Origin of the sequence: Streptomyces sp. P17, assembly GCF_032436805.1 — a bacterium.
Taxonomy (GTDB): domain Bacteria; phylum Actinomycetota; class Actinomycetes; order Streptomycetales; family Streptomycetaceae; genus Streptomyces.
In genome coordinates this window covers 1-24,074 of the sequence record NZ_JAVRBF010000085.1, presented here as the reverse complement: position 1 = coordinate 24,074, position 24,074 = coordinate 1, and the positions used below count along the sequence as shown (strand labels likewise).

At 67.7% G+C, this 24,074-nt stretch carries 18 protein-coding genes; all 18 read left to right on the top strand.

Annotated elements, in window-relative coordinates; translation table 11 throughout:
- On the top strand, window positions 1-3,191 hold a 3,191-nt coding region (locus RMT89_RS36095; protein WP_315887985.1), incomplete at its 5' end, for an amino acid adenylation domain-containing protein.
- A 45-nt stretch (window positions 3,192-3,236) separates the two neighbouring features.
- On the top strand, window positions 3,237-4,469 hold the full coding sequence (ccrA, locus tag RMT89_RS36090) for a crotonyl-CoA carboxylase/reductase (protein WP_315887984.1): 1,233 nt from the start codon (window positions 3,237-3,239) through the stop codon (window positions 4,467-4,469).
- A gap of 31 nt (window positions 4,470-4,500) precedes the next feature.
- Window positions 4,501-4,956 (top strand): cobalamin B12-binding domain-containing protein, encoded by a 456-nt coding sequence (locus RMT89_RS36085; protein ID WP_311307040.1) that lies wholly within the window; start codon window positions 4,501-4,503, stop codon window positions 4,954-4,956.
- Window positions 4,953-6,317, top strand: coding sequence for a methylaspartate mutase (locus tag RMT89_RS36080; protein WP_315887983.1), 1,365 nt, complete (start codon window positions 4,953-4,955; stop codon window positions 6,315-6,317). Before RMT89_RS36085 ends, RMT89_RS36080 begins: the two co-directional genes overlap by 4 nt.
- The gene (locus RMT89_RS36075) at window positions 6,314-7,330 is read left to right on the top strand and encodes an asparagine synthetase A (RefSeq protein WP_315887982.1); all 1,017 of its coding nucleotides are present in this window, start codon (window positions 6,314-6,316) and stop codon (window positions 7,328-7,330) included. The genes RMT89_RS36080 and RMT89_RS36075 overlap by 4 nt, the downstream gene beginning before the upstream one ends.
- Complete coding sequence (locus RMT89_RS36070; protein ID WP_315887981.1) at window positions 7,327-8,622, top strand: glutamate synthase-related protein; 1,296 nt, start codon at window positions 7,327-7,329, stop codon at window positions 8,620-8,622. Before RMT89_RS36075 ends, RMT89_RS36070 begins: the two co-directional genes overlap by 4 nt.
- A gap of 77 nt (window positions 8,623-8,699) precedes the next feature.
- The gene (locus RMT89_RS36065) at window positions 8,700-11,666 is read left to right on the top strand and encodes an amino acid adenylation domain-containing protein (protein ID WP_315887980.1); all 2,967 of its coding nucleotides are present in this window, start codon (window positions 8,700-8,702) and stop codon (window positions 11,664-11,666) included.
- Between the two features lie 32 nt (window positions 11,667-11,698).
- Complete coding sequence (locus tag RMT89_RS36060; RefSeq protein ID WP_315887979.1) at window positions 11,699-12,073, top strand: nuclear transport factor 2 family protein; 375 nt, start codon at window positions 11,699-11,701, stop codon at window positions 12,071-12,073.
- Between the two features lie 27 nt (window positions 12,074-12,100).
- Window positions 12,101-13,195 carry a branched-chain amino acid aminotransferase gene (locus RMT89_RS36055; RefSeq protein WP_311307034.1) on the top strand — a complete coding sequence of 365 codons (1,095 nt, stop codon included), beginning with the start codon at window positions 12,101-12,103 and terminating at the stop codon, window positions 13,193-13,195.
- A 92-nt stretch (window positions 13,196-13,287) separates the two neighbouring features.
- Window positions 13,288-14,649 (top strand): DUF6002 family protein, encoded by a 1,362-nt coding sequence (locus RMT89_RS36050; protein WP_315887978.1) that lies wholly within the window; start codon window positions 13,288-13,290, stop codon window positions 14,647-14,649.
- Window positions 14,650-14,689: 40 nt separating this feature from the next.
- Window positions 14,690-15,109 (top strand): aspartate 1-decarboxylase, encoded by a 420-nt coding sequence (gene panD / locus RMT89_RS36045; protein ID WP_311307032.1) that lies wholly within the window; start codon window positions 14,690-14,692, stop codon window positions 15,107-15,109.
- The gene (locus tag RMT89_RS36040) at window positions 15,106-16,251 is read left to right on the top strand and encodes a GNAT family N-acetyltransferase (RefSeq protein WP_315887977.1); all 1,146 of its coding nucleotides are present in this window, start codon (window positions 15,106-15,108) and stop codon (window positions 16,249-16,251) included. Before panD ends, RMT89_RS36040 begins: the two co-directional genes overlap by 4 nt.
- 18 nt (window positions 16,252-16,269) lie before the next feature.
- The gene (gene asnB, locus RMT89_RS36035) at window positions 16,270-18,093 is read left to right on the top strand and encodes an asparagine synthase (glutamine-hydrolyzing) (protein ID WP_315887976.1); all 1,824 of its coding nucleotides are present in this window, start codon (window positions 16,270-16,272) and stop codon (window positions 18,091-18,093) included.
- 49 nt (window positions 18,094-18,142) lie between these two features.
- Entirely contained in the window at window positions 18,143-19,825 is a 1,683-nt protein-coding gene (locus RMT89_RS36030) for a DUF885 family protein (protein ID WP_315887975.1), read from the top strand.
- Between the two features lie 260 nt (window positions 19,826-20,085).
- Window positions 20,086-20,634, top strand: a complete 549-nt coding sequence (locus tag RMT89_RS36025; protein ID WP_315887974.1) for a bacilysin biosynthesis protein BacA — start codon at window positions 20,086-20,088, stop codon at window positions 20,632-20,634.
- Window positions 20,631-21,524, top strand: coding sequence for a branched-chain amino acid aminotransferase (locus RMT89_RS36020; protein ID WP_315887973.1), 894 nt, complete (start codon window positions 20,631-20,633; stop codon window positions 21,522-21,524). The genes RMT89_RS36025 and RMT89_RS36020 overlap by 4 nt, the downstream gene beginning before the upstream one ends.
- A gap of 32 nt (window positions 21,525-21,556) precedes the next feature.
- Complete coding sequence (locus tag RMT89_RS36015) at window positions 21,557-22,834, top strand: MFS transporter (protein ID WP_315887972.1); 1,278 nt, start codon at window positions 21,557-21,559, stop codon at window positions 22,832-22,834.
- A gap of 1 nt (window position 22,835) precedes the next feature.
- On the top strand, window positions 22,836-23,711 hold the full coding sequence (locus RMT89_RS36010) for an LLM class flavin-dependent oxidoreductase (RefSeq protein WP_315887971.1): 876 nt from the start codon (window positions 22,836-22,838) through the stop codon (window positions 23,709-23,711).
- Window positions 23,712-24,074 lie beyond the last annotated feature (363 nt).

Genomic DNA, 24,074 nt, shown 5'->3' with positions numbered 1-24,074 from the left:
GCACCTCGCTCTACATGGTGCTGCTGGCCGCGTTCAACATCCTGCTGGGCACCTACGCCCGCCGCGACGACGTCGCCGTCGGCACTCCGATCGCCGGCCGCAACCGCGCCGAGATCGAAGGCCTCATCGGGTTCTTCGTCAACACCCTCGTCATCCGGGGCGATCTCTCCCCGGACCCCTCATTCGAGGACTTCCTGGCCCAGATCAAAGAGACCACCCTTGCCGCGTACGAGCACCAGGACCTGCCCTTCGAGCGGCTCGTGGAGGAGCTCGCCCCCGAAAGGGACCTCTCCCGCACCCCCCTCTTCCAAGTCATGTTCATCCTCCAGAACGCCTGGGAAGAGGCCTGGCAGTTCGCCGACCTGGACATCGACACCTACCCCAACGCATCGAGAGTGGCCCAGTTCGACCTGACCCTCTCCGTCCAGGAGACGAGCGAGGGGCTGAAGGGTCTGCTCCTCTACAGCACGGACCTCTTCGAGGCGCCGACCATGGAGCGTCTGGCCGGGCACTTCAAAAACCTGCTGACCTCGGTGGTGGCGGACTCCACGGCATCGCTCAGCGACCTGGACATGCTCTCCGACAAGGAACAGCACCAGCTGGTCGTCGAATGGAACGACACTGCGGCTGACTTCCCCCGCGACCAGTGCGTTCACGAACTCGTCGAAGCGCAGGTCGCCGAACACCCAGACATCCCCGCCGTGGTCTTCGGCGACCAGGAACTCACCTACGCCCAGCTCAACGCCAAGGCCAACCAGCTCGCCCACCACCTGCGCACCCTCGGCGTGGGCCCGGACACCCTCGTCGCCGTATGCCTCGAACGCAGCCCCGACATGATCGTCGCACTCCTCGGAGTACTCAAAGCCGGCGGCGCCTACGTCCCACTCGACCCCCAATATCCGGCCGAACGGCTCGCCTTCATGCTGGCCGACACCGCCGCCCCCGTGCTCGTCACCCGGAGCAGCCTCCACCTGCCCGACCACAGCGCCCAGACGGTGTGCATCGACACCCACACCATCAGCGACTCCCCCGACACGAACCCGGAGCACCACACCACCCCGTACCACCTCGCCTACGTCATCTACACCTCCGGATCGACCGGCACCCCCAAGGGTGTGATGATCCAGCACCGATCACTCAGTGCCCGGGTCTGGGACATGCGGCGGCACTACGGGCTCGGTCAGGGTGACGCGTTTCTTCAGTTCGCCTCGATGACGTTCGACGTGGGTACGGAGAACGTGTTCACCACGCTGCTGGCGGGCGGACAGCTGGTCTTGCGGGCTGCGGAGTGGACGCCGGAAGAGCTGGCCGAGATCATCATGGGCCGGGAGATCGCCGCCGCGAATCTGCCTCCCGCGGTCTGGGAGCAGATGCTCCCTCATCTCGATCCTTCGAAGGCGGCTTCGCTCCGGCGGCTGGTCCTCGGGGGTGAGGCGCTCTCTGCGGCGCTCGTGTCCCAGTGGTTCCAGCGGTTCTCGGTTCCGCTCGTCAACGCCTACGGTCCGACGGAAACCACGGTCACCGCGACGACGGCGATCATCGCGTCCGCGGATGTCGGTGTGCCGATCGGTCGTCCCGTTGCGAACACCGAGGTGTTCGTGGTGGACCGTGCCGACGGGCTGGTGCCGGTCGGTGTGCCCGGGGAGCTGCTGGTGGGTGGAGTCGGAGTGGGGCGGGGATACCTGAACCGGCCGGAGCTGACCGCCGAGAAGTTCGTCGAAGTGGAGATCGGTGGAAAGACCCGTCGGGTGTATCGCACCGGTGACCTGGTCCGGTGGCTGCCCAGCGGTGACCTGGAGTTCCTCGGCCGGATCGACACCCAGGTCAAGATGCGCGGCTTCCGCGTCGAACTGGGTGAGATCGAAGCACGGTTGGTGGCGCACGAGGACGTGGCGTCGGCGGTGGTCGACGTCCGGGAGGACTCTCCGGGGGACAAACGCCTGACCGCCTATGTGGTGCCGCGACCCGGTGCGCGGCCGGGAGCGTCGGCGTTGCGTCGCTGGTGTGCCGACAGCCTGCCCGACTTCATGGTGCCCGGTGCCTTCATGGTCCTGAGTGAGCTGCCGCTCACGCCCAATGGCAAGGTGGACCGCCGGGCGCTGCCCGCTCCCGACGGCGACCGGTCCGACCTCGCCGCCTCGTACGTGGCGCCGCGGGACGAAGTCGAAGCGACCATCGCCGGCATCTGGGGCCAGGTGCTCGGCGTCGACCGGGTCGGCATCCACGACAACTTCTTCGACCTCGGCGGACACTCCCTCCTCGCCACCCGAGTGGTGGTCGATGCCCGCGCACGGGGCTTCCATCTGCTGCCCAAGGACATCCTGAAGACTCCGACGGTCGCCGGCCTCGGTGCCGGCTTGCGGTCGCCCGGTAAGGCGGTCCGGGCCCTGTCGGTGCCGGATCCGTCCGCGCCGGAGATCGTGCGCCTGAACGCCCACGTACCGGCTCGTCCGACGCTGTTCTGCGTGCACGAGATCGGTGGCGGCACGAGTGCCTACGCCCATCTGGCCCATCAGCTCGACGGGCAGGTGAACGTGCTCGGGATCGATGTGCCGGCGGACGGGACCGCGGTGGAGAGAGACATCACCGAGCAGGCCGCGCTGTACTTGGCGGCCGTTCGTGAGCTCGACCCCGAAGGGCCCTACTGTCTGGCCGGCTGGTCGTTCGGTGGGCTCGTGGCGATGGAGATGGCGAGGCAGGCCGGGGCGTCGAACCTGGACGTCGGCATGCTTGCCGTGATCGATTCCGTGCTCCCGTCGGAGCAGGTGCGGAAGCGGACCATCGAGGACACCGAAACCATCGACGGTCTGCTCGCGGACATCGACGGCCTGCGGAGCACCGACGAGCCGAACGGGATCAGGCCGGACGCGATGGACGTCTTGCGAGCGGCCGGGGTGAGCGACGACATCCTGCTGCTGGGTCACAGCGCGGTGGAATCCCACCTCAGGATCAGGAAATTCCAGCTCCATGCGATGGCCTCGTTCGTGCCACGCCCCGTCCATTGCGACCTTCGGTTGTACACCGCCCTCGACAACCAGTGGATGGATTCCCTGGAAGCCGTCTGGAGCCCCTTCGTCAACACGATCGAAGTGTCGGACCTGGCGGGAGATCACTACTCGATCATGCGGCTCCCGAGCATTGGCCTGATTACCGACGACATCGTGCGGCACATGGCGAAGCTCCGGGATTAGCGGCCTGTCGTCCGAACCTTCATCATTCTAAAACGGGAGATTGCGTTGGACTCCTCGAGCACCAGCACTCTGTACGAAGTGGGAGATCTTCCCCCACTCGGGACCGTCCCCCGCTCCATGTACGCGTCGGTGATTCGTCCCGAGCGGTACGGCGATCCGGAAACGGCATTCCGGACAGAAGTCGTCGACACCCCCGAGGTTCCGCCGGGATTCGTTCTGGTCGCGGTCATGGCCGCCGGAATCAACTACAACAATGTCTGGGCCGCCAAGGGCAAGCCCGTCGATGTCGTCGCGATGCGGCAGAAGCAAGGGAGCAATGAGCCGTTTCACATCGGCGGTTCGGAGGGTTCCGGCATCGTCTGGAAGGTCGGAGCCGGAGTACGACGAGTCAAGGTGGGCGACGAGGTCGTACTCTCCGGCTGCCGGTGGGAAGAGGACGACCCCGACGTCCGGCTGGGCGTCGATCCCATGCTCGCGGCGTCGCAGCAGGTGTGGGGGTACGAACTGAACTGGGGGTCGTTCGCCCAGTTCACGCTGGTGGCCGAGTTCCAGTGTCTGCACAAGCCCGCGCGGCTCGACTGGGCGGAGGCGGCGGGGTACCTGCTCACCGGTGCTACGGCGTACCGGCAGCTCAACGGCTGGCCGCCCAACACGGTGCAGCCCGGGGACGCAGTCCTCATCTGGGGCGGGTCCGGCGGGCTCGGCTCGATGGCCATCTCCCTGACGCTCCAGATGGGAGGAAAGCCCATTGCCGTGGTGTCGTCTCCGGAGAAGGCCGAGTACTGCCTGGAGTTGGGCGCCGCGGGAGTCATCGACCGCACCGAATACCACCATTGGGGACGCGTCCCGCCAGCCGGTACCGAGGAACACAAACGATGGGCCGCCGATCTCCGGGCCTTCGGGCGGGAGATCTGGAATATCCTTGGCGAAAAGGCGTCTCCCAAGATAGTGTTCGAACATCCTGGCAGCGACACCATACCGACGTCAGTTTTCGTGTGCGCCCCGGGTGGGATGATCGTGATTTGCGGTGCCACGTCCGGCTTCGATGTCGACGTTGACCTCAGATATCTCTGGATGCGACAGAAGCGGCTCCAGGGGTCTCATTTCGCCAATCCGCGAGAGTGCCAGGCCGTAACACGTCTGGTCGACATGGGTCTTCTGCCTCCCCATCTCGGCCACACCTACACCTTCGACCAGATCGGCCAGGCCCATCAGCACCTTCTCGAAGGTGTACAGGCACCGGGCAATGTCGCCGCGTTGGTCGGCGCAAGCAATTAGTTCAGGTCAAGCCGTTCGACGGGAAACGACTGTGGAATTGCAGTTCTACGCGCATCCACCCGACATCGCGGGCCTGGACGTCGTGGTTACCAGCGTGGCTTCGGACGCTCACACGTGGAATCTGGTCTACCTACAGCTCCTCCTCGAAGAGCTGGGGCACCGGGTGACCAACCTCGGCGCCTGTGTGCCCGACCAGCTGGTGGTCGACGAATGTCGTGCCCGGCGTCCCGATCTGATCGTGGTCTCCACAGTCAACGGGCACGGCTTCGTCGACGGCAAGCGCGTGGTGAGGCTGCTGCGCGACTGCCCCGAACTGCACGCCACACCCCTCGTCATCGGAGGCAAGCTCGGCATCGCTGGCGGAGAACAAGGGCGCGGCTCCCGGGAGTTGATCGAGGCCGGTTTCGACGCGGTCTTCGAGGAGAGTGCCGGGATCGTCAGCTTCCGTGACTTCGTCCAGTCGCTGCCGTCCGGGGTGACGCGATGAGCGGGGGCGATCACGCACGGCCCGTGCGGCACCTCGGCAGCCGGCCCGGCACCGGGCCGTCGGTCAGGTCCTTCGGGGCCTTCGTCGGCGCCGCTCAGCACGCCGGTCATCTGGTGGTCCAGCCGCGGATGGGAATGAGTGACCCGCAGCTGATGCGGTCCGGGCTGCTGGCCACCCGGCAGGCCGACGCGGTCACGGTGGGCACGATCACGCTGGACAGCTATACCCGCCTGGACTCCCACGAGTTCGCTCGTCGCTCGCTGGCCGAGGGCGTGGCGCTCAACGGCTACCCCATCGTGGCCCACGGCACCGCGACCACGCTCGACGTCATCGAAGGGATCGCCGGCCCGGACTTCCCGGTCCAGGTCCGGCACGGTTCGCCTTCTCCCTACGCGATCTTCGAGGCCTTGACGGCTGCGGGACTAGCCGCCACCGAGGGCGGCCCGGTGTCCTACTGTCTGCCGTACAGCCGCAACCCGTTGGAGCAGTCCGTCGCGGACTGGGCTCGCTGCTGTGAGATGTTCGCGCGGCTACAGCAGACGGGCGCCGAGCCGCACTTGGAGACGTTCGGCGGCTGCATGATGGGCCAGTTGTGCCCGCCCGGTCTGCTGGTCGCTCTGTCGGTGCTGGAGGCGCTCTTCTTCAAGCAGCACGGGCTGTGCAGCGTCTCGCTCAGCTATGCGCAGCAGACGAATGCCACGCAGGACGAAGAGGCGATCGCCGCGCTCGCCACCATCGCCGGGGAACTGCTGGGCGGTATGGACTGGCACATCGTTCTCTACGCGTACATGGGGGTGTTTCCGCGTACGTCCGCCGGGGCCGCGCTGCTCCTGGAGGACGCCGCTCGGCTGGCGGTGCGGACCGGTGCGGCCCGGCTCATCGTCAAGACCGCCGCCGAGGCGTACCGGATCCCGAACATCGCGGAGAACGTCGCGGCCCTGGAGCTCGCCGCGCGAGCCGCCGCACGTGAACCGGCCGGGCGCACAGCGGCCGATAGTGAGAACACCGGCATCCTCGACGAGGCGCGGACGATCATCGATGCCGTTCTTGCTCTCGCCCCCTCCGTCGGCAGGGCGCTGGTCCAGGCGTTCGCGACGGGCTTGCTGGACGTTCCGTACTGCCTGCATCCGGACAACGTCGGGCGCACGCGGAGCTACCTGGACGGCGAAGGACGGCTGCACTGGTGCGACGTCGGCTCGATGCCGGTGCGCAGAACGGTCCACGGCCGAGTCCGGCTCTCGTCCGCCGACCTGCTTGGCTCCCTCTCCTTCGCCGAGCGCACCTACGACCAGCTCGCTCTGGCCGGCGCGACGATCTCCCGAGTCACTCGAACCCGACACGAGAAGGAATCCGTCTCATGACGCATGTTCCGGAGTCCGCGCTGCTAGAGCAGCCGCTGCCGTCCCCCGGTCCGCTCCGGCAGCACCTCACCTCGGACATCACCAGGGCTGTGCTGGCCGTCCAGCGGCACATGCTGGCCGTGGCCCGTGAGCACCTCACCGGGGCCGGGTTCGTGGAGATGCTGCCGCCGATCATCGGCCCGGTGACCGACCCGGGGACCCGTGGCTCGAAGCAGGTGGACGTGGATTTCTACGGCCACCGGTACAAGCTGATGACCAGTGCCATTCTCTACAAGCAGGCCTCGCTGCTGACGTACGACAAGATCTTCTACATCGCGCCCAATGTTCGCCTGGAGCCGCTGGAGACCACCAACACCAGCCGGCACCTCGCCGAGTTCCATCAGATCGACGTCGAGATGGCCGGTGCCTCCCGCGAGGACATCACCGGTGTTCTGGAGCAGTTGGTCCGGCAGATCGTGCGGCGGGTGATCGCCGATCTGCCGGCGGAGCTGGAGACCCTGGGACGTGATCCCTCGGCCTTCGAATCGCTGGTCACACAGGCGTTTCCGTCCATGACACACACTCAGGCCCTGGAGCAGCTCCGGGAACTGGGCCATGCGCAGAACACGGACACCGAGATCGAATGGTCGGGTGAGGCGCTGCTGTCCCGCCACCTGGGCCGGCCGGTGTTCGTCACCGACTACCCGAAGGGGTCACGCGGCTTCTACGACCGTGAGAGCCAGACCGAACCGGGTGTGCTGCGCAACTTCGACCTGCTGGCCCCGGAAGGCTACGGCGAGCTGTGCAGCGGCAGTGAGCGGGAGTACGACTACACGCGCATCGTCAGCCGCATCCGAGAGACCGGCGAGAACCCGGCCAAGTACGGCTGGTATCTGGACCTGTTGCGCGACGGCATTCCCGCCAGCGCCGGTTTCGGGATCGGCCTGGAGCGGTTCACCCGCTACATCGCCGGCCTCGACAGTGTCTGGCAAGCGTCCGCGTTCCCGAAGCTGCCGGGAGTGGTGTCGCCGTGACCGATCTGCACACCCACGGCTTCGACGAGGAAGCGGTCCGAAGACGCGCTCGCGAGGGCATGGCGGCGGCCTTCCCCGACCGGCGGGACTACGGACAACGCCTCTTCGGCTCGGCCCCGGCGCCCGCCGGCACCGGCGATCCCCTGGACGGCATGCGGCTGACCCCGCCCGTGTTCATGCCGCAGCGCCTGGAGAAGCTGCTCGAACTCGGCCGGGAACCCCTGCACAGCGACGTGGTCCTGGACACGGTGCTCGGTGGCCTGCGCTCCACTCTGCCGCTCTACGTGTCCGCCTTCGGATCGACGAGGGCCGCCGGCACGGAGCAGGTGCTGAATGCCGGCCGGCAGGCCGGTCGTCTGGGAATCCCGATGGCCATCGGCGAAAACATCGTGCCCATGACGGGCTACGGCAGGGCCGGTGAGCAGACCCGTCGCAGTGTCCTCGTCCGGCTCGCCGCCTACCAGGAGGAACTGCCGGACGGCTACGGCGGGCTGGTGATCCAGCAGAGCACCGAGGACGCCGATGCCGAGGTGTGGAACCTCGTCTACAGCGACCCGTCCGCCAGGCCGTTGCTGGACAGCGGGCGGCTGGCGTTCGAGCTCAAGGTCGGTCAGGGGGCCAAGCCCGGCCTCGGAGGGATGACCTTGCTGAACCGCTCGGCCGCCGCGCAGGTGGACAAGCAGTTCGCGATGGACGAGATCTTCGGCCGGGACGCCGATGAGGTCCTGCGGTCGGGCAGCGCGGGGACCTTCACGGAGGAGATCCTGCGCCAGCAGATCCGGCTGATGCGCAACAACTTCCCCCGGGTGAAGGTATGGGTGAAGCTGCATCCCGGGCGGGACATCGCGCACGCCGCGGCCACCGCGTGGGAAGCCGGCGCCGACGCCGTCGTCCTCGACGGGGCGGAGGGCGGCACCGGCTGGGCCCCCCTCGCCACGATCGGCCAGGTCGGACTGCCGCTGGGCGAAGGCCTGGCCCGGATCGGGAACCGTGATGCGTGCCTGCTCGCCTCCGGCCGAATGTGGGAGGGCAGCCGAGCCGTCAAGTGCCTGGCTCTGGGTGCCACCGCCGTCGGACTCGGGCGCGCGGCGCTCATCGCCGTAGATGAGGATCCGGCGGCGGGACTGACCCGCCTGGTGTCCTGTCTGGCCTTCGAACTGCGGCTGCTGATCAGCGCGCTGGGCAAGTACGCCCCCGCTTCCCTGGGGCCCGAGGATCTATGGCCTGTGCCCGCCTTCGGCGGCGGCTCCCGCGACCAGTTGACCGGCTGCCCCTTGGGAAATCTTCGATGACTCCACCAACTTTCGATCAGGCCCGGCTCTGGCTTCACGACCTACCGGAGGGTCCCCGCCCGCAGAGCACCGTCCCGTTGAGCATCAGGCTGCGGGGACCGTTGAACGTGGACGCCCTGCGGGACGCGGTGACTGACCTCGTACCGGAGACACGACTCCCCCGGGCGGTGCACCACTGCTCCGAGGAGGACCTTCACAACACTCTGGCAGCGGCCGTGCGCGATTGCGTGCGAGCGGGCGAGGCGTCCGTGCACGCTCAGCTGTTCTCGGTGAGCGCCGAGGACCATGTGGTGCTGCTGGTGACACGGCACCCGGCCGGTGCGTACGGGTCGCTCGATCAGGTGCTCGGCGATCTGGCCGCGGCCTACACCGCGCGGTGCCAGGGCGGCACGCCTGACGTGCGCCTCTGTGGTGAGGCACCGGTGCCCGACGGGCGGAGCGAGCTGTCGCGGCAACTCGCGCACTGGCGCCGTGTCCTGGCCGATCTCCCCGAAGAGCTGGCCCTGCCCACCGACCGGCCCCGCCCTGCCTCGCCGTCCTTGCGCGCCGCGGTTCATGCGGGACGGATCGGGGCCGGACCGCACGAACGGCTCATCGCTTTCGCGCAGGAGCATCAGGTGCCGGTGTTCTTGGTGCTCCAGGCAGCCATGGCGGGCCTGCTGTCCCGGCTGGGCGTGGGCACAGACATTCCCCTGGGCACCCCCGCTCCCGGACGAGACATGGCCGGCGCGGTCAACACCCTGGTGCTGCGCACCGATGTGTCCGGTGACCCCTCGTTCCGTGAACTCGTCGCGCGGGTCCGCAAGACCGCCGTCGAGGCCGAGGCCCACCAGGACGTGCCCTTCGAGCGTCTGGTGGAGGAACTGGCACCCGCTCGTCCCCCGTCCCGCCACCCGTTCTTCCAGGTGCTGCTGGCCCCCGGCGAACTCACCACAGCGCAGGCCGAGTTCGCCGGCCTGGCAGCCGAGGCGCGGGTGCTCGACCTGAACCTCACCGCCATCGATCTCGTCATGGAGCTCTCCGAGGGACACCACTCGGACGGGTCCGCGGCCGGCATAGATATCTCGGTGAGGTACTCCGCCGAGTTGTTCGACCGATCGTCGATCGTCGCCCTGACGGATCGTCTGGTTCGCTTCCTGGAGGCGGCACTCGCTGACACGGAGCGGCCGTTGAGCCGATTGGAGGTGCTGTCGGACGCCGAGCACCGGACGCTGCTGGTCGACTGGAACGGCTCACCGGCACGGCAGCCGGCAGACCGTCTGGTGCATGAGCTGTTCGAGCAGCGGGCGGCGGAGCGGCCGGACGCCGACGCCCTGATCTTCGAGCGGGAGCGGCTGTCGTATCGCGAGCTGGATGTGCGGGCCGATCGGCTGGCCCACCACCTCGTCGCCGCCGGGCTGCGGCGCGGCGATGTCGTCGGGGTGTATCTGGAGCGCGGAATCGAGCTGGTGGTCGCTGTGCTGGCCGTGCTCAAGGCGGGAGGAACGTACACGATGCTCGACCCCGACCTGCCGGTCGCTCGTGTGGAGGCGCTGCTCGCCCACGCCTCTGCCCGGGCCGTGGTGACCGGGACGGAGCTCGCCGGGCGGCTGCCCGTGCGTCCCGATCTGCTCGTGCGTGTCGACGCCGACGCGGAGGCGATCGCCCGGCAGCTGGCCCAGGGGCTCGGGCACCGTGCCGACCCGCAGGACGCCGCCTGTGTGATGTTCACGTCGGGCTCGACGGGCGCGCCCAAGGGCGTGGTGACTCCGCACCGCGCGATCGTCGGCACGATGCTGGGCCAGGACTTCGCGGCGATGGAGCCCTCCCAGGTGTGGCTTCAGTGCTCGCCCGTGTCCTGGGACGCCTTCGCGCTCGAACTGTTCGGTGCCCTGTTCTCTGGCGGCGTGTGTGTGCTCCAGCCGGGGCGGCGCCCCGAACCGGCGGTCATCGCCTCCCTTGTCCGGGAGCACGGCATCACCACGCTGCATGTGTCGGCGAGCCTGCTGAACTTCCTGCTGGACGAGCACCCGGCGACCTTCACCGGCCTGCAGCAGGTGATGACCGGCGGGGAGGCCGCGTCGGTGCACCATGTGATGCGGCTGTTGCGGGAGTTCCCGCAGATCAGGCTGATCAACGGCTACTCGCCGGTCGAGTCGACGATCTTCACCCTGGCCCACCGGATCACCGCCGGGGACGGTGCCAGAGCCTCCATCCCGGTCGGGCGGGCCCTGCACGGCAAGCGCCTGTACGTGCTGGACGACAGCCTCGCCCTGGCGGCTCCGGGGACCGTGGGTGAGCTCTACATGTCCGGGGTGGGGCTCGCCCACGGGTATCTCGGCCGGCCGGACCTGACAGCCGAGCGGTTCGTCGCCTGCCCCTTCGGCCCGCCCGGCGAACGCATGTACCGCACCGGCGATCTGGTGCGCTGGCGGGCCGACGGAGTCATGGAGTACCTGGGACGTGCCGACGACCAGGTGAAGATCCGCGGCTTCCGGGTCGAACCCGGTGAGGTGCAGTCGGCGCTGGCCGACTACCCGGGGCTGGTGCGTACCGCGGTCGTCGTGCGGGAGGACGTGCCCGGCGACAAGCGTCTGGTGGCGTACGTCGTGGCCCGGGACGGCAGCGGTGTGGATCCCGCGGCGGTCCGTGCGTTCCTGGCCGAACGGTTGCCCCACCACCTGGTGCCGTCCGCGGTGGTCCCGGTGGACGCGCTCCCCATGACGGCGACCGGCAAGCTCGATCGCCGCGCCCTGCCGGTCCCCGTCCTCGCTCCGCGCGGAGACGGCCGTGAACCGCGCACCGAGCAGGAAGCCGTGCTGTGCGACCTGTTCGCCGAGGTTCTCGGAATCGACCGGGTCGGCATCGACGACAGCTTCTTCGAGCTGGGCGGTCACTCTTTGCACGTCACCAAGCTGATCAACCGAGTCCGCTCGGCTCTCGGGGCGGAGCTGTCCATCAAGTCGGTCTTCGAAGCGCCCACGGTCGCCGTCCTCGTCGGCCGGCTCGCACCGGCCCGCACCGCCGGACCCGTGCTGACCGCCCGCCGCCGAGGCAACTCATGACCACCCGTCCACATCGAGGAGGTACGACGACAGTGACCACCGCTCCCGACCAACAGCTCGCGATCCGCACGGTTCGCCGCTTCTACGACCTGGTCGACAGCGGAGACGTGCACGGCCTGGCCGCTCTGTTCGCCCCCGACGGCGCATACCGGCGGCCGGGCTACGACCTCATGGTCGGACCCGAGGGCCTGCGCGGCTTCTACGGCCGGGACCGGACTATCCGCGCCGGCCGGCACGCTCTGACCACGCTGCTCACGGACGGTCACACCGTCGGTGTGTTCGGCAAGTTCCAGGGCGAGCTGCACGACGGCACCCCGGTGCACCTGCGCTTCGCCGACAGCTTCACCGTGCGTCCCGACGGCCTCTTCTCCAGCCGCGACACCTATTTCTTCGCCCCTCTCGTCTGAGACCACCCTTCCGAAGGAGCCGCCCACATGTCCGCCATATCCGAACCGAGCACCGCCTCACCCAGCCGTGTGGTGCGGCACCCTGGCCATGGCGAGTCGTTCACCGAGCACATGATCAGCATGGAGTGGACCGAGGGCGAAGGCTGGTCCGAGGGCAGGATGACTCCGCTGGAGAACCTGTCCGTTCACCCCGGGATGATCGGCCTGCACTACGGTCAGGTCGCCTACGAGGGGCTGAAGGCCCACCGGCGCGCCGACGGTTCGATGGGTGTCTGGCGTCCGTACGACCACGCCGCGCGCTTCCAGCGTTCCTGCCAGCGGCTCGCCATGCCCGAGCTGCCCGTCGAGACCTTCGTGGCGGCCATCGATCAGCTGATCAACGCGGACGAGGGCAGCCTGTCCGACGATCCCGCCCACAGCATCTACGTACGGCCGATCATGTTCGGGACCGACACGTCGCTCATGCTGCGACCGTCGAGGACGTACCGGTTCCTGGTCATGGCCTTTGTCGCCGGCGGTTTCTTCGGTGACGACGTCGAGTCGGTCTCGGTCTTCGCGAGCCATGAGTACAGCCGCGCCTTCCCCGGCGGCACCGGTGACGTCAAGGTGGCCGCCAACTACGCCCCCTCCTTCCTGGCCCAGCGTCAGGCGGAAGCCGCGGGCTGCCAGCAGGTCCTCTGGCTGGACGCCGCCGAGCGGCGCTATCTGGAGGAGATGGGAGGGATGAACCTCTTCCTGGTCCGTGGCCAGGGAGCGCAGGCTCAGGTGGTCACTCCGAAGCTGACCGGCACCCTGCTGCCCGGCGTCACGCGCACCACGATCCTCACCCTGGCCGAACGCCTCGGCTACGACGCGGTGGAGGAACGCATCGCCCTGGACCAGTGGCGTACCGAGTGCGACGCGGGCCTGATGTCCGAGGCGTTCGCCTGCGGAACGGCCGCCGTGGTCACCCCGATCAGCACCGTCGTGGACCGCGGCAGCACCTGGACCATCGGGGAGGGCAAGCCGGGCCCGGTCACGCTGGCGCTGCGCAGGGCGCTGACCGATCTGCACCACGGGCTGGCCCCGGATCCGGACGGCTGGCTGCACTCTCCGGCCGGGCCGGGCCGCGCCGGGCACTGAGCCGCCCCGTCCGGCAGGGCTCTGTGCCCATCGACGACATGAACGACGTCATCGTCGCGAATCCAACAGCTTCCCGAAGGAGTGGATCCCTCATGCCCGCTGTGGGCCAGGCGGCCGTCACCGGCCAGGTCGTGCGCAACGTACTCGACCGGTACTTCCAGCAGATCCAGGCGGCCGCGCGCAAGACCGCTGCCGTGCGTACCGCGCCACCGCTGATCCCTCTGGAGATGGACGCGAAATCAGCCGCGTTCACCAGGTTCACCGAGGTCACGGATGTCGGCCTGACCCAGGTCCGGCCGCAGCTGTACCTGCTGGACCTGATGCGCAATCCGGGTGCGCGGACGACGAAGACGGTCGCGTCGCTGCTGATGATCGCCCGCGCCGCCGCGCACATCCGCCGCACCGGCGAGCGGGTGCTGCTGGTCACGCCGACCTCCGGCAACAAGGGGACGGCGCTGCGCGACGCGGTGGCCCGCGCCTACGAGACCGGCCTGGCCACTCCCGACGAGCTGCGGATCGTCATCCTCGCCCCCGAGGCGTCGCGGTCCAAGCTGCGCGACTGCCCACTGACCGCCGAGCCGTCGCTGCGGACGGCGAATCCCGTGGTGGTCGCCGATGTCGAGCGGCCGGGCGATGTGAAGCTGCTCAGCAGCGAGATCGTCGAACGGTCCGCCGCGGAGGTCTTCGACACCACTGGCTTCCGGATCTGGTACACCCTCGACCTCGACAACTACCGCATCGCGGACGCGGCGCGCGCCTTCGTGGAGGCCGAACTGCTGCCCGTCACCGAGCGGTCCGCGCCACGCCTCCACGCCCACGCCGTCTCCAGCGCCTTCGGCCTGCTCGGCTACCACCTCGGGCACCAGCTGCTCGGCGACGGTGCGACCGGCCTGCCGACGCCCGCCCGGCACCCCGGGTTCTTCCTGGTCCAGCAGCTCGCCACGGCCGACATGGTGACCAGCCTGCTCGGCATGAAGGTTCCCGAGTACACCCACGACGAGGAGTCCGGGCTCTGGCGGCAGTCCACAGCGGCCGAGTTCCCCGCGGTCACGGACCACCCGCAGGAGGTGATCGACGCCACCTTCTACACCAAGGAACCGCCGACACGGACACAGGTCAACGAGATCGTCGCCCGGCACGGAGGCGGTGGTGTCGTGGTGTCCCGCCGGGAGTGCCTCGACAAGTTCGAGGAGGTGCGCTCGCTCGCCGCCGACGCCGGCATCACGCTCGCCGCCGACCCAGCCCTGATCCGCGAGTGGTCCCTGGTCAAGGCAATCACCGGTGTGCTCGTGGCCCGCGAACGCGGCCTGATCACGGCAGACACCGACGTGGTGGTGCACGCCTCCGGCTACTACAGCGACGAACTGCTCGCCCCGCTGCGGGACGAACACCTCACGCGCGTTGCCACCGCGGACGACCTCGCCAAGGTCGTGCTCGCGGCCGCCCACGCCTAGCCCAGGCCCGACCGGCCTACCGGCCCGAGAGGGAACATCCATGTTCCGTACAATGCTGAAATCCAAGATCCACCGCGCCACGGTCACCCAGTGCGATCTGAACTACGTCGGCTCACTCACCATCGACGCCGATCTGATGGACGCCGCCGATCTGCTCCCCGGCGAGCTGGTCCACCTGGTGGACATCAACAACGGCAACCGGCTCGAGACGTATGTGATCGAGGGGCCGCGCGGCAGTGGCGTCATCGGCGTCAACGGTGCGGCGGCCCGCCTCGTCCAGAACGGTGACCTCGTCATCGTCATAGCCTACGCGACGGTGCCCGACGAGGAGGCGGCCAAGCTCGTGCCCAGCGTGGTGTTCGTGGACGAGGAGAACTGTGTCGTGGGCCGCGACGCCGCCCTCGCGTCCGCTCCCGCCGGCTCCGGTCTGACCGCCGGGGACACGGTGGATGCGGGGTGATCCCACCGACCTGGCGGTACGTCTGGAACAACAGCGCCGACCCTCGCGTCGTCCGGGCGCACACCCTGGCCGATGCCGCTCTCGCCGCGCGGCCCCGGGTCACGCTGTCCCGGCCGGACGGCGCCGGCCCGGTGCTGGCGTACGGCGGTCTGTCCCAGGGCCTGACGCACGTACTGCCTTTCCTGGAGCAGCGGCGCGGTACGGCGTCGCAGCGCACCCGGCGGGGCACGACGTGGGCCGATCTGATGCACGGCCGGGTTGCCCCGGGTGCCGACATCCTCGCGGTCGGGATGCTGCGCGACCGCGTCCCGGCCCGGCTGCCGCGGCACAGCCTGCTGCTGCCGTTCCGGGTCACTCTGGCCGTGCCGGTCGGACCCGACCCGCAGGACGTGCTCGGCAGGCTCTCCCGCAAGGCACGGCAGCAGCATGCGCGCGAACTGCGCTCTCACCACCGTACGCTCGAAGTGGCCGCCGGCGGGGACGACTTCGCGTTCTTCTACGACGGCATGCACCGGCCGACCATGGTGAACAGGCATGGTGATGCCGCCCGTTCGGAGGACCGGGACAGTGCGCTGGTGTGTCTCTTCCGGCGCGGGGTGCTGTTCTTCCTGTGCGAGTCGGGCCGCCGGGTGGCGGGGATGCTGTGCCGGCTCGAAGGGCGGACGCTGGTCGTCCGCCTGGCCGGCGTGGCCCGGGGCGATGATGAGGCGTACGCCTCCGGGACCTACTTGGCGATGTATGTGCTGATCCTGCAATGGGCGGCCGAGCACGGCCTCACCCGGGTGGACCTGTCGGGGTGCGAGCCGTTCCTGAGCAAGGGGATCTTCCAGTTCAAACGGAAGATGCACCCTGAAGTGGCCCTGCCCGGCAACCACTTCACGGGCAAGCGGCTCATGCTGCGGGTCCGCCGGGACAGCCCGTCGGTCCGCGACTTCCTGGCCGCCAACCCCGTCCTCGCGTTCGGGCAGGAGCAGGGCTTCGAGGCGGTCTACTTCCACGACGAGGACCGTCCGCCCCGGCTCGACCTGCGCTGGAACTGTCCCGGGGTACGGGGGCAGCGCCTCGTCCATTTCGACGACTTCCTCGCCGGCCTCCCGGACACCGCGCGGCAGCCGCCCGCCGTCCACCCGAACCTTCCCTGACGATTGCACCAGGAGCGCATGATGTGCGGCATTGCCGGCTGGATAGACTTCTCCCGGGACCTCACCCTGGAACGGCAGACCGTGGAGGCGATGACCGGTTCCCTGCACCGGCGGGGCCCGGACTCGGACGGGGTGTGGCTCGCCCCGCACGTCGCCCTCGGTCACCGACGTCTTGCCATCGTCGACCTGGAGGGCGGCAAGCAGCCCATGGTGGTCCACCCGCGTGCGACCGGGGCGCCGGTGGTGCTGACGTACAGCGGTGAGGTGTACAACTTCCGTGCGCTGCGGGCCCAGTTGACGGCACGCGGGCACCGGTTCGAGACGGTGTCCGACACCGAGGTCCTGCTGCACGCCTATCTGGAGTGGGGCGCGGCCTTCGTCGATCACCTGACGGGGATGTTCGCCTTCGCGATCTGGGACGCTGGCCGCGAGGAACTGCTCCTGGTGCGCGACCGGCTCGGCGTGAAGCCCCTGTACTACCACGTCTACGACGGGGGCCTGCTGTTCGGCTCCGAGCCCAAGGCGGTCCTGGCCAACCCGCTGTTCACGGCCCGCACCAGCGAGGACAAGCTCCCCATCCTGTTCAACCCCCGCCTGTCCATGCCGTGGGAGACGCCCTTCACGGATCTGCGTCAGGTGCAGCCGGGCTACATGGTGCGCTTCGACCGGGCGGGCGCCCACGAGACGCCCTACTGGCGGCTGGTGAGCCGGGAGCATCACGACGACACCGCGACCACCGCGACCCGGGTCCGCGAGATCCTGGAGCACGTCGTCATCCACCAGCTGATAGCGGACGTGCCGCTGTGCACGCTGCTGTCGGGCGGCTTGGACTCGTCGGCAATCACCGCGATGGCCGCCGCACACCAGCCGCCGGGGCTGCGCTCCTTCTCCGTGGACTTCCAGGGCGCCGACGACGACTTCCGCGCCACTGCCCTGCGCCCCGAACGCGACACCCCGTTCGCCTTGGCGGCCGCCGCGCACCTGGGCGTCGAGCACACCTCACTGATGCTCGACCCGGAGGCGCTGCCTGGGGTCGTACCGGAGACGCTGCTCGCCCGGGACACGCCCAGTCTCGGCCAGTTCGACTCCTCCATGTACCTGCTCTTCCGGGCGATCCGGGAGCGGTCCACGGTCGCCCTGTCCGGGGAGGCGGCCGACGAGGTGTTCGGCGGGTACCCCTGGTTCTTCGATCAGGACACCGTTTGGGGTGACACCTTCCCCTGGCTCGGCAACAGCCCGCGGCTCACCGACTGCCTGGCACCCGACGTCCGGGCCCGGATCCGCCCGGACGACGACGAACGCGACCGCTACGCCACGCTCCGCGCCCGTGTCCCGCGACTGACGGGCGAGTCAGGCCTTCAGGCCCGGATGCGCGAGGTGCTCTACCTGAGCCTGCAGGGGCCGCTCGTTTATCTCCTGGACCGCAAAGACCGGATGAGCATGGCCGTGGGCCTGGAGGTGCGGGTGCCGTTCTGCGACCACACGCTCCTCGAGTACGTGTGGAACGTGCCGTGGAAGATGAAGGTCGCCGACGGCCGCGAGAAGAGCCTGCTGCGTGCCGCTGTCGCCGACCTGCTCCCGGCCGAGGTGCTCGAACGCCGCAAGAGCGCCTACCCCGCCACCTTCTCGCCGGCCCACGCCAAGGCGGTCCGCGCCGCGCTGGACGCCGTACTGGACGACGGCGACTCGCCGCTGGCCGGGCTACTCGACGTGCCCAAGATCCGTGAACTCGCCTCCGGGCAGGGCCAGATGATGACGATGGCGGACAACCTGCACCTGCTCCTGCCCCTGATCGAGGTGGATCGCTGGATGCGCGGTTACAACGTCTCGTTGACCGCATGAGGGCCCGACTTCCCCGGGTGCCCGACAGATCGAAAGCGAGGAGAGGACGATGAGCGGCGGCAGAGCGGAACTCGACCGCGTGACCGAGGAGTTCTGGGAATGGCGTATCGCCGCCCAGCCCGACTCCTACGACGATGTCACCCGGGTCGAGCGACCGGCAGGCTGGCTGCCCGACTGGTCGCCCGACGCGATCTCTCAACGGCGGCGTGCCCTGGCCGGGTTCACACGCCGCCATGGCGACCTGAAGGTTTCGGCGGAACCGGTCGCCGACCAGGTCGACGCCGCCCTGCTAGGTTCCGCTCTCGCCCGAGTGCACTGGGAGCTGGACCTGCTGCGCGACTGGCGCCGAAACCCCTGCTTCTACGTCGACCAGGCTCTGGTGCCCCTCTACAACCTGCTGCTCCAGCCAAGGCCGTGGCCCGGCACGCGCGACCAGGAGGTCGTGACTCTCCTCGGCCACGTGCCGAACATCCTGGAACAGGCGAAACAAAACCTCATCGGGCATGCGGCGGGACCCTTCGCCCAGTACGCGCTGCACCTGCTCGACACCGCCGACGAGGCACTGGGGACGGCCATGACGGCGCTGAACCCGCTCCTGGCCTCCGCGCAGGCGGAAGGGCTCGCCGCCGCCACTGGCGCCGCGCAGCGCGCACTCGTGGACTACCGGGAATGGCTGCGGGAGCATCTGCCCACCTTCGACGCCCCCATCAGCATCGGCCCGGAAGCCTTCCGCTACTTCCTGCACCATGTGGCCTTACTGCCATACTCGATGCGGCAACTGCTGGACATGAGCCGCCAGGAGTACACTCGCACCGCCGCGGCCGAGCTCGTGCTACGCCGCCGCCACCGGGACCTGGTCGAGCCGGCGCTCCTCGCCGACACCGCGCGGCAGGTCGAGCAACAGCGCACCGACGAGCAGGACATCCGGGCCTTCCTGCGCCGCGAAGGCATCATTGACCTGCCCGACGACCTGCGCCACTACCGCAACGCTCCCATGCCGGCGTACCTGGAACCGCTGACGTGGCTCGGCGTCCCGCACTACATCGCCTCGGCACAGCGCCCCGGCGACGATGCCCTGCGGTACGTGCGTCCACCCCGAAGGGACCTGCCCTACTTCCAGCGGGTCGAGGCCTTCGATCCGCGCGTGGGCGTCGTCCACGAGGGCGTCCACGCCTGGCAGTCGGCGCTCTCCTGGCGTCACCCCGATCCAGTGCGGCGCCACTACTACGACTCGACAGTCAACGAGGGCATCGCCTTCCATGCCGAGGAACTCGCCCTGCAGGCGGGACTGTTCGAAAACGTCCCGGCGAGCACCCTGTTCGTGGTGAACGCGATGCGCCTGCGTGCTCTGCGGGTGGAGGTCGACATCTCCCTGGCGATCGGCGAACTCACCCTGGAACAGGCCGCTGCCAGGCTCGCCGAGCAGGTTCCCCTGGACCACGCCACGGCGTGGGAGGAAGCAGCTTTCTTCGCCGGGCATCCGGGACAGGGGCTGAGCTACCTATCCGGAAAGATCCAGATCCATGGTCTCCTCGCTGACGCCGCACAGCGCCAGGGCGAGGCCTTCAGGCTCGATTCCTTCCTGGGCCGTCTGTGGCGCGAGGGAAACGTCCCCCTCACCCTGCAGCGCTGGGAACTGCTCGGCGACCGGGACCACATGGACGCGGCTCAGCGATGGGGAGGTGACCGCGGTGCGCCTGCTCTCAGCCTGGCGGAATCTGCTGGCGGGTGACGAAGACGGCACGGGCCCGGACAACTGGAGGAGGTCGCACTGGCGAGCCGGAGTCCTGGCGGGCCTGGCCTGCGGCACGGTAGCGGTCCACGCGCTTGCGTCGAAGAGGCTGGAAACGGCCGAGGAACCCGAAAAGGATGGTCCGGAGCAAAAAAGGATCACCCGCTCGCTGGATTCGTGACACCTCACCAGTTGGATCACTCTTCTGAAAGGCCTAGGCAATGAACATGAACGAGCCCAGTCACCCTACGGGTGCAGCCATGGGAAGCATTCGCTACGTCCACACGCTCGGCCCGCACGGGACCAACCTGGAATCCGCGGCGCATGAATGGCTGGACAGACGCGGCATTGACGGGAAGGTCGAACTTCACTCATCGCTCGAGACTGCCCTCGACGCGGTGCCCGATGACGGGGAACACGCGCTGGTGGCCTGCGCGGTATATCCCGCACTGCACACGCTGACATTCGAGAACCTGCACCGTCTGCACATGGTCGACAGCTTCGTCATGCCGACCCACAACATGGTGCTGGCCAGTACGGGACAGGCAGCTCCTCGTATCGTCTCCACACATCCCGCCCCGATCGGACTGGTCCCGGAGGGCGCCGAGCCGCGGCTGGTGCTGAGCAATTCCCAGGCTGCTATCGACTGCGCTGCCGGCCTCAGCGAGGGATGCGTCACGACCGTCGTCGCAGCTGAACAACGTGGACTGCGAGTCCTGCGGGACTTCGGCCCGGTGCCCATGGTCTTCACCATCCACCAAGTGCTCGCGGTGGACAGTCGACTGGAGAGTGTCGGAGTTCTGCGGTGACGCGTGCAGTGAATATCTCGGCTCTCGACGACCGCGATGGGGTCATATGGCTCGACGGTCGGTTCGTTCCCTGGCGGGACGCCCGACTGCACGTCCTGACCCACGGTCTCCACTACGGCGGCAGTGTCTTCGAGGGCGAACGCGTCTACGACGGCCGCGTCTTCAAGTTGGCTGAGCACACCCGGCGGCTCCACGAGTCGGCACGCGAACTCGGTTACCAACTTCCCTTTAGCGTCGCGGAGTTGAACGAGGCGACGCTCGAAGCGGTCCGTCGGCACGGCATCGACAACGGCTATGTCCGACCGGTGGCGTGGCGTGGCAGCGAGCACATCAGCGTGTCCAGTGGGGACACGTCTGTCCATGTCGCCATCGCCACCTGGGAGTGGCCCCACGTCTTCTCGGCCGATGCCAAAGAGCGGGGCATCCGATTGGGCACCTCGCGCTGGCGGCGCCCCTCGCCGGAAACCGCTCCTGTCCGGGCCAAAGCGGCCTCCTTGTACAACATCTGCACCCTTGCACGCGATGCCGCCCACCGAGCCGGCTTCGACGACGCCCTGCTGCTGGACTACCGCGGCTATGTCGCGGAGGCCACCGGGGCCAACCTCTTTCTCGTGGCCGGGGAGACTCTGCACACGCCCGTGGCAGACTGCTTCCTTGCTGGCATCACCCGCAGGACGGTGCTCGACCTGGCAGCCGACCTCGGAATCCAGGTGGTCGAACGACATGTCCTCCCCCGGGAACTTGGCGAATTCGATGAGTGCTTCCTCACTGGCACGGCATACGAGATCCAACCCGTACGGGCGATCGACGGGCACGAGTACCGGGTAGGCAAGACGACCACCGCAGTGACAGAGGCTTACAGTCAGCTGGTTCACCAGGCTATGGCGTGACCCTTACAATTCTCCCCCTAGTAGGTGCTTGAATGCCAAAATCCTCTCGCCTCGGACTCCTTCGGGATCCGGACTTCGGACGCCTGTTTGCCGCCACTGCGCTCGGTCAGCTGGGAGATCGAATCCTCTTTCTGGCCCTTCCCCTGGTGGCGATCATGGCTTTGGATGCCGATGAGTTCCAGGTCGGGTTGCTGACCGCGATGACCACAGCAGGTTCACTCCTCGTCGGCCTGCCAGCAGGGGCATGGGTGGACCGCATGCGGAAGCGGTCAGTGATGATCAGCACCGATATGGCAAGGGCGCTGGCTCTTTTGACGATACCGGTGGCGTGGTCGGCGGACTTGCTGACGATCTGGTGGCTCTATGCGGTCGCATTGCTTCACGGGATTCTGACTGTTTTCTTCGATGTAGCGTACGTCAGCTATCTGCCACACCTGGTGGGCCGCGACCATCTTGTCGAGGGAAACTCAAGGTTGTCGGCGATACGTTCGGTGACCAGCATCAGCGGGCCGTCGATCGCGGGCCCGATGGTCGGAGCAGTCGGAGCCCCTGCGACACTATTGGTGAGTTCGATCGGGATGGCCATGTCGGGTCTGCTCGCGATCAGCATCCGTAAACGTGAAGAGAAGTCGGAGCCGAGTGAGCGCCCTCAACTGGGCCGGGAAATCAAGGAAGGGCTCAAGTTCGTTCTCAAGTATCCTGCCTTGCGCGCAATCATGCTAGGAGACGGGATATTCAATCTCTTCCTGGTCATGTACCAAGCCATGCTGCTCATCTTCCTGGAGAGAGAGATGAGCCTCGGTTCCTTCGGTATCGGCCTTGTTCTGTCGGGAATGGGCTGCGGCGCCCTGCTGGGCGCATTGCTGGCTACCAGGATCTCCACGCGGGTCGGTCAGGGCCCCGTCATCTGGCTCGCCCCCCTCGTCACGTGCCCTCTGACAGCCTTGATGCCGTTGGCGCAACCGGGCTGGAGCCTGTACGTGGCTGCGGTCGGACTCGCGTCACTCTCGCTGGGCGGAGTCGTCCGCGTCGTGGCTCAATCGAGCTTCCAGCAAGCCCTCACGCCGGATCATCTCCTGGGTCGCATGAGCGCAACGGCCCGATTCGTGTCCTGGGGTGGTATTCCACTCGGCGGATTCTTGGGCGGAGTCTCGGGATCCGCATTCGGGGCAACGGCCACTCTGTGGATCGGCGCTGTGGGAATGACATTGAGCATCCTCCCGAACTTCCTGTCTCCGCTTCGCACCATGCGTAAATTGCCCGAGCAGATGGACGCCCCTTCCCTGCGCGAGCCCGATCATAGGAGGTAATATGCAGGTCGGTGCACGAATTCTCCCGTCAGAGCACTGGAAGTCCGCTCAGCGTGCTTGGCGTCTGGCCGACCAGATGGGCTTCGATCATGCATGGACGTACGACCATGTGGCCTGGCGTGAGCGCGTTGGGAACACGTGGTATGCCGCAATGCCCACACTTGCGGCCGCTGCGGGGATAACGGAGAGAATCCACTTGGGAACCCTGGTGTCCTCACCCAATTTCCGCCATCCGGTGCCTTTCGCGAAAGAGATCGTGACGCTGGATGACCTGTCGGAGGGGCGTTTCATACTGGGGCTGGGAGCCGGATCCAGCGGTGTCGATGCCAGGGTGATGGGGAAGGAACCATGGTCGGCAGCCGAGCGTTCCGCAAGGTTCCAGGAGTTCGTCGAGCTGACGGACAAGTTGCTCCGCACGGAAAACACCGACCACTCGGGGCGATACTATGGAGCGAAAGGAGCCTGTATCGATCCGGATGGTCGGACTCGCACTCGGGTACCGATCGCCGTCGCAGCCACCGGCCCGAGAGGCATGCGGACTGCTGCTCGGCACGCTGATATCTGGGTGACCAACGGACACTCCCCCAAGCCCGGTCTGATCGCACCGAGTGCGACGCCAGACCTGGTGCGAGAACAAATCAGTCAACTCTCGCGAATCTGCGAGAACGAGAATCGTGATCCACTCACCATCCGCAGGCTCGTGCACCTAACCCAGGATCGATCGATCCTTGAATCAGTGGAAGTGTTTGTCGACCTTGCGACGCAATACCGGGAAGCTGGCGCCACTGATCTGGTAGTTCCATTCCCGCACGAGACGTCCAGCGCCCACGGAGATCTAAAAGTGCTAGAACAGATAGCGGCCACGGCGTTTCGGTAGCCGATCTGCCCGGATCGAAGGCCCGTAGCTGCGGGCGGGGGTGAGATTTGAGAGGCCCTTTCAGGTAGGCCGAGCCACTCGAAAAGCGGCTGGAGGTGACACTTAAGTTGAGCGCATGGATTACTATTTCTCGCTTTGTCATGTTTTTCCTGGCGGGCAGATGGTTCGCGCTGGATCAATAGGAGGCGTCGCGAGCCCTCTGGATTCGCCGGAAACTTCGAAGTCCTCGAAGTGCTCCATCCGTCTCAGCGACACGTCAGCGAAGAGGTCCAACGGCAGTGCCTGACTAGTACTACAGCCGTAGATCGTGATCTTGTTGGTAGGGGCCGGCGCGGGCATGGGTGCGGCCACCGTTGATCATCG

Bases quoted from the DNA above. Each gene is read 5' to 3' on its own strand.
- RMT89_RS36010 (WP_315887971.1), top strand. From the start codon at position 22,836: ATGCAGGTCGGTGCACGAATTCTCCCGTCAGAGCACTGGAAGTCCGCT.
- RMT89_RS36030 (WP_315887975.1), top strand. From the start codon at position 18,143: ATGAGCGGCGGCAGAGCGGAACTCGACCGCGTGACCGAGGAGTTCTGG.
- RMT89_RS36015 (WP_315887972.1), top strand. From the start codon at position 21,557: ATGCCAAAATCCTCTCGCCTCGGACTCCTTCGGGATCCGGACTTCGGA.
- RMT89_RS36050 (WP_315887978.1), top strand. From the start codon at position 13,288: ATGCCCGCTGTGGGCCAGGCGGCCGTCACCGGCCAGGTCGTGCGCAAC.
- RMT89_RS36025 (WP_315887974.1), top strand. From the start codon at position 20,086: ATGGGAAGCATTCGCTACGTCCACACGCTCGGCCCGCACGGGACCAAC.
- RMT89_RS36075 (WP_315887982.1), top strand. From the start codon at position 6,314: ATGACGCATGTTCCGGAGTCCGCGCTGCTAGAGCAGCCGCTGCCGTCC.
- RMT89_RS36055 (WP_311307034.1), top strand. From the start codon at position 12,101: ATGTCCGCCATATCCGAACCGAGCACCGCCTCACCCAGCCGTGTGGTG.
- asnB (WP_315887976.1), top strand. From the start codon at position 16,270: ATGATGTGCGGCATTGCCGGCTGGATAGACTTCTCCCGGGACCTCACC.
- RMT89_RS36080 (WP_315887983.1), top strand. From the start codon at position 4,953: ATGAGCGGGGGCGATCACGCACGGCCCGTGCGGCACCTCGGCAGCCGG.
- panD (WP_311307032.1), top strand. From the start codon at position 14,690: ATGTTCCGTACAATGCTGAAATCCAAGATCCACCGCGCCACGGTCACC.